This is a genomic window from Paludibacter sp. 221 (assembly GCF_010501035.1).
Taxonomy (GTDB): Bacteria; Bacteroidota; Bacteroidia; order Bacteroidales; family Paludibacteraceae; genus QVMH01.
In genome coordinates this window covers 1-6,465 of record NZ_QVMH01000074.1, presented here as the reverse complement: position 1 = coordinate 6,465, position 6,465 = coordinate 1, and the positions used below count along the sequence as shown (strand labels likewise).

General features: G+C 40.4%; 2 protein-coding genes. Both read left to right on the top strand.

Annotated features, from left to right (window positions below):
- Positions 1 to 663 precede the first annotated feature (663 nt).
- Entirely contained in the window at positions 664 to 2,904 is a 2,241-nt protein-coding gene (locus D0T49_RS12445; protein ID WP_163632133.1) for an amino acid permease, read from the top strand.
- A 681-nt stretch (positions 2,905 to 3,585) separates the two neighbouring features.
- Positions 3,586 to 6,126, top strand: coding sequence for an ATP-dependent Clp protease ATP-binding subunit (locus tag D0T49_RS12440; protein ID WP_163632130.1), 2,541 nt, complete (start codon positions 3,586 to 3,588; stop codon positions 6,124 to 6,126).
- The last annotated feature ends 339 nt before the right edge of the window (positions 6,127 to 6,465 follow it).

The following is a 6,465-nucleotide window of genomic DNA, read 5'->3' as shown; positions in this document are numbered from 1 at the left end:
TCATTTAATGTCAGCAAATTACTGATTGCTATTCAGTTTTTTGTCATGTACTAAATCTTAAAATATAAACAACATTATCTTATGGCATCACACAACTGTGAAAATTGCCCAATCAGGGCAAAATACGATAAAAATCCAAAATCGCTGGTAGGCCGTTTTTGGCGGTGGCATATTAATTTCTGTCCCGGGTGGAAGGGGTTTATGAATTCGTTGGATGAGGAACAAAAACAATTTTACGTAGATAGGTATAATTTAAAAAAATAGAACAATGAGAGTGTTCCAAAAGGAAAGAGAACGCCGCTCGAACTTGTTCGCTTGGCTTGCCAAGAAATTACGCAGATAAACATAAATTTACGCAAATATTATTTTGTAGGAATAGAGCAAGTTACAAAAAATGAAATTTGCGTAATCTGCGTTTAAAAAAGACTTTTGAGACAGCCCCATTCCTATTGCCGGAAGTGCTTGTCTGTATCTTCTTAACAAATCCTGAAAAACCAGGATTTGTTAAGAAGATTTTTTTAGAAAAAAGGGTTGTTTTTGTTATTTTGTACTTACCTTTATTCCTTGGTTTTAGGTGATAGTTTTTGATTTCTGAAAAATAAAAAACAGATACGATTCTAACTTTTTGTACGCTTAAAACGTTTCAGATAAAATTGAGTATTTATGAGTCAGACTGTTTTGAAAGAGAAAAAATCGGGCTTAGGCACAATGTCCGTTTATTTTACCGCAATTTCTACCATTTTAGGGGCTGTTCTTTTTCTGCGCTTCGGGTTTGCGGTAGGTACATTGGGCTTTTGGGGTACTTTTGCTATTATAGTTATCGGGCACTTAATAACCATACCTACAGCCCTTGCAATATCTGAAATTGCTACCAATAAGAGGGTGGAAGGAGGAGGAGAGTATTTTATCATTTCGCGTTCGTTTGGGCTCAAGATTGGCTCTACTATTGGTGTCGCGCTTTTTTTCTCTCAGGCCATCAGTGTCGCCTTCTATATTATAGCTTTTACCGAGGCTTTTACTCCTTTTTTTAATTGGTGGGCGGGTCATTTTGGCTATGAGCTTCCCCGACAGGTGATTAGTATACCCTCTCTTATTTTTCTTGCGCTGGTTATTCTTATCAAAGGCGTGGGGTCGGGTATGAAGATGCTTTATATAGTTGCATTTCTGCTGTTTGCATCCTTGTTTTTATTCTTTATAGGAAAGCCCATTGAGTCGGGCGAAGAATTAGTGTGGTCGGTTTCCGAAAATTTTGGCTTTTTCAACAGCGATAAATTTTTTCTTGTTTTTGCTATTTGTTTCCCCGCTTTTACGGGGATGACAGCAGGCGTAGGGCTGAGCGGCGACCTTCGAAATCCGGCAAAGTCTATTCCTTTAGGCACTTTAGGGGCAACCATATCCGGATTTGTTATATATACGCTGGTTATATGGAAACTTTCGGTTTCTGCTTCGCAGGCCGATTTATTGTCCGACCAGCTTGTTATGTCGCGCATTGCTGTTTTCGGAAATATAATTGTACCCATTGGGCTGGCAGCAGCCACTTTCTCGTCGGCCTTAGGCTCTATCCTTGTGGCTCCGCGCACTTTACAGGCTATAGCACGCGACGAGAGCTTTCCGTTAGGGCGATTCAATAAGTTTCTTGCCAAAGGAAAAGGTGATAATAGCGAGCCTGTGAATGCCACTTTTATTTCGTTCCTTATTGCCCTTCTGTTTGTGATGATGGGAAGCATCGACATGGTAGCCGAGATTATTTCCATGTTTTTCCTTATATCGTACGGCACATTATGCCTTATTTCATTTTTAAATCATTTTGGATCTTCGCCGTCTTACCGTCCCCGTTTCAAATCAAAATGGTACATTTCTCTTGCGGGCTTTGTATTGTCGGTGTGGGTTATGTTTATGATAAACGCGCTTTATACATTGGTAGCCTATATAATTATTATTATCCTGTATATTGTGATAGAGCATTATAATAAAAATGAAAAAGGGCTGGTCGATATTTTCGAGGGAGCGCTTTTTCAGCTCAACCGCCGTATTCGGGTTTTTATGCAGAAACAACAAACTGCTGCTGAGAACGAGGAATGGCGTCCTTCGGCTATATGTATTTCGCCAAATTCTTTCGAAAGGGATAAAGTTATTGATTTGATGAACTGGATAAGTTACCAACACGGTTTTGGTACATATTTTCATTATATCGAGGGATATTATGGTAAACAAACGGTGGCAGAGTCCCGCGAAATACTCCAACAACTTGTTGATGGTCAGCGTACCAACGGAAGCGCGCTGTATATCGACACCATGATTTCTCCGTCCTATACCTCGGCCATTGCACAGGTTATCCAGGCTCCTTCTATTTCGGGTATGGAGAATAATATGATTGTATTTGAATATGATAAGGGCAATAAGGAAGAGTTGTTGCGTATTATAGATAATGTGAAGTTGACAAAGGCGGGAAATTTTGATGTTTGTATTTTTGCGGGTTCTACCTATCCGCTGCGTACACGTAATGGGATTCATGTATGGATAAGGGCAAACGACGATGATAATACTAACCTGATGATTCTGTTGGGGTATATTATATCCTCGCATCCGGACTGGAGTAAAAGCCAGATTAAAATGTTTGTCACTACTAAAAACAAAGAGGCGGAAAATCTGAGGAAGGAACTGCAAGAGCGTTTCGAAGAACGGAGGCTACCTGTCACAATGGCAAATATCGAAATTGTTACTATTGCCGAAGGTAAGACTATACAAGAAACAATAACAGCATACTCCAAACATGCCGGATTGACCCTTATCGGCTTCAGGGATGAGATAATTAAACGTGACCCCGAAAAGTTCTTTATGGGATTTCAGGATATTGGCGATATCCTGTTTATGAATGCTTGTGAATATAAAGAGATTAATTAGGTGTCGCTTTTTGCTCACATAGAACACACATAAGTAGTTAATAGCTGGTAGTAAGTAGTATTACAAGGAATTTTTTCCTCAACACTCTTTTTGACCTTGTCCGGTGAGCCGGAAAACAAGTGCAGAGAGCGTTAAGAAATACTCACTGTCTGAGCGAAGCGAGTTTGAGGATTTTAGCTCTCAAACGCAAGTTTTCCGTGCGAAGCGGGCACAGTCTTGATTTTTTGTTCCTTTTGCATCAAGGCAAAAGGAAGTAAGATCTGACTAAAATACATTATTTGCCTACGTTTGGTAGTTTTACAAAGCAGGAGCTTTGTTTTTATTAGCGACGTAGCAAGATGCTACGCCGAACAAAAGTAGGAGTCACTTATAAACTATGTGTCCCTATGTGTGAACTAAATAAACCTATGTGGCAAAAAATACAAGCTAATTGATGTGGCTGCTTATGCCAATATTGCTGCCAACGGAGCTGATTTATTTTCGGTATTATTTTTGTGTAAAACAATACAGACAATACTGAGATTAAAGATTAAGAGTTGAACCGGAAATAAAGTTTCATTTGAAAAAACACTTAGTCTGCCGATATGGCAGTATTTAATATAAACAATAACGACAGACAAAATTATAGACCAAAACTATAAATAATTTATCTTTGTAAATAACGAAAAGGAGAAAAATAAAATGACTATGAACTATTCTGAACAGTTGCAAGATGTGTTGTCATACAGCACACAGGAAGCAGAACGACTTGGGAACAACTATGTAGGGCCTGAGCATTTGCTGTTGGCTATCTTACGCAATGGTACAGGAAAGGCCATCGATATATTGAACTATTCGCAAGTAAATATACAAAAAATAAAACAAGCTATCGAAAGCCAGATACGTACCGACCGCGAGCCTACAGGCGAAAATATACCTGTGCTGAAAAGTACAGAGCGAATTAAAAAACTGATGGAGTTGGAAACCCGTTCGATGTCGTCAGATACTGCTGATACCGAACATTTATTGTTGGCTATTCTTAAAGAAAAGAATAATCTGGCTGTAGATGTTTTGGAGTCGGAACATGTGTCTTACGAACAGGCAAAAAACTATTTGCAAGGAGGCGAATCTCTTGATATCCAGATGGGAGCCGATTTTCCGGAAGACGAAGACGATGAAGAAATAGGTGCGCGCTACCAACAGCGCCATTCGGCTGGCTCAGGAGCAGCAAAACAAAGCGATACTCCCGCACTTGATTCATTCGGCACAGACATAACCAAAGCGGCTATGGAGAACCGTCTCGATCCGATTGTAGGACGCGAGAAAGAAATTGAACGCCTTGCACAGATATTGAGCCGCCGTAAGAAAAATAATCCGGTATTAATTGGCGACCCGGGGGTAGGGAAGTCTGCTATTGTAGAAGGGCTTGCTTTAAGGATTATCCAACGCCGTGTTTCGCGTGTGTTGTTCGATAAGCGTGTTGTTTCTCTGGATATGGCATCCATTGTGGCAGGCACAAAGTATCGCGGACAATTTGAGGAACGCATCAAAGCTATATTGAATGAGCTACAGAAAACCCCAAATGTAATCTTGTTTATTGACGAGATACATACCATAGTAGGTGCAGGAGGTGCACCAGGCTCGTTGGATGCTGCCAATATGTTGAAGCCTGCGTTGGCGCGGGGTGAAATACAATGTATTGGAGCTACTACATTGGACGAATACCGTCAGAGTATAGAAAAAGATGGTGCGTTGGAACGCCGTTTCCAAAAAGTAATGGTAGACCCGACAACGGCTGAGGAAACTTTAGAAATACTTCAAAATATACAAGACCGTTACGAATATCATCATAATGTCCGCTATACGCCCGAGGCTATTGAAGCATGTGTAAGGCTGACCGACCGTTATATTACCGACCGTGCTTTCCCTGATAAGGCGATTGATGCTTTGGACGAAGCCGGCTCGCGTGTACACATCAGTACCGTTGCTGTTCCTGCCGAGATAGAGGCACTTGAAAAAAGGATAGAAGAATTGCGTGGCGAAAAAATGAAAGTACTTGCCGACCAGAAATATGAACTGGCTGGGCCTATACGCGACCAGGAAAAGCAAACACAATATGCGTTGGAAGATGCTATCCGACGTTGGGAAGAAGAATCTCAACAAAATCCCGAAACAGTAGATGAGGAGCAGGTAGCCGAGGTTGTTGCTATGATGTCGGGCATTCCCGTGCAGCGTATTGCACAGGCAGAAGGGTTGAAACTTCGTCAGATGAAAGAAGTGCTGACAGGCAAAGTGATAGGACAAAACGAAGCGGTTGAAAAAATAGTAAAAGCAATACAACGTAACCGTATCGGTCTGAAAGACCCGAATAAACCGATAGGCTCGTTCATATTCCTTGGGCCTACAGGGGTAGGTAAAACCCATTTGGCAAAAGCATTGGCCGAATTTATGTTCGATAGTCAGGATGCGCTGATAAGGGTGGATATGAGCGAATACATGGAAAAATTCAGCGTGTCGCGTCTTATTGGTGCGCCTCCGGGATATGTGGGATATGAAGAAGGCGGACAGTTGACCGAGCGCGTACGCCGTAAACCTTATTCTATTGTGTTGTTTGATGAGATAGAAAAGGCTCACCCCGATGTGTTTAACCTGCTATTGCAAGTGATGGACGAAGGACGCTTGACTGATAGTTTGGGACGCCGTATCGACTTTAAGAATACGATTATCATTATGACGTCGAACGTAGGAACCCGTCAGTTGAAAGATTTCGGACAAGGAATCGGATACAATTCGGGCACAGATACGAACCTGAATTCGGAGTATTCGCGTGGTGTGATACAGAAAGCGTTGCAAAGAACATTTTCGCCCGAGTTTATCAACCGCGTGGATGATATAATCATGTTCGACCAATTGAGTAAAGAATCTATCTTCTCAATTATAGATTTGGAACTGAAAGGCTTGTTCAGTAGGGTAACTGAAATGGGTTATAATCTGGAACTTGCCCCCGATGCAAAAGAATTTATCGCCGAGAAAGGATATGATGTACAATTTGGTGCCCGTCCGTTGAAACGTGCTATTCAGCGTTATATGGAGGATGAGTTGGCCGATGTCATTCTTGCAGGTGATGCTAAGCCAGGAGATACAATTCTTATGAAACTGGATAGTGAAAACAACACGGTGAAAGCTGAAGTTGTGAAGGATAAAAAGTCGTTGAAGCAAAGTTCCAGAAAAATCGAAGAATAAAGAAAACGATATTATCATTTAAAAAAATAACCACAGATTTATGCTGTGGTTATTTTTTTATACGTTGTGTTGGGTTTATTGTTCGGAGATAAGGTTTTTTCAAATACCTTGTTGAAAAACCTTATTGAAATACCATTTGTTTGCAATTCTTAAATAGGAATATGTCAATCTAAATCTTAAATATTTGTTCTTAAAAATATAAGCCTTTACTTTTGTACTTGCATTCTTCGAGTAAAAAAGAAGAATGAAAAACGAAAAATGAATTTTTCTCAGCAAATAACACCTCAAAAAAATGCTTTTGCAAACGTTAAAATGTTTGTAAATAGCATTATTATGTTA

Coding starts and splice junctions, on each gene's coding strand:
- D0T49_RS12445 (WP_163632133.1), top strand. CDS start 664: ATGAGTCAGACTGTTTTGAAAGAGAAAAAATCGGGCTTAGGCACAATG.
- D0T49_RS12440 (WP_163632130.1), top strand. CDS start 3,586: ATGACTATGAACTATTCTGAACAGTTGCAAGATGTGTTGTCATACAGC.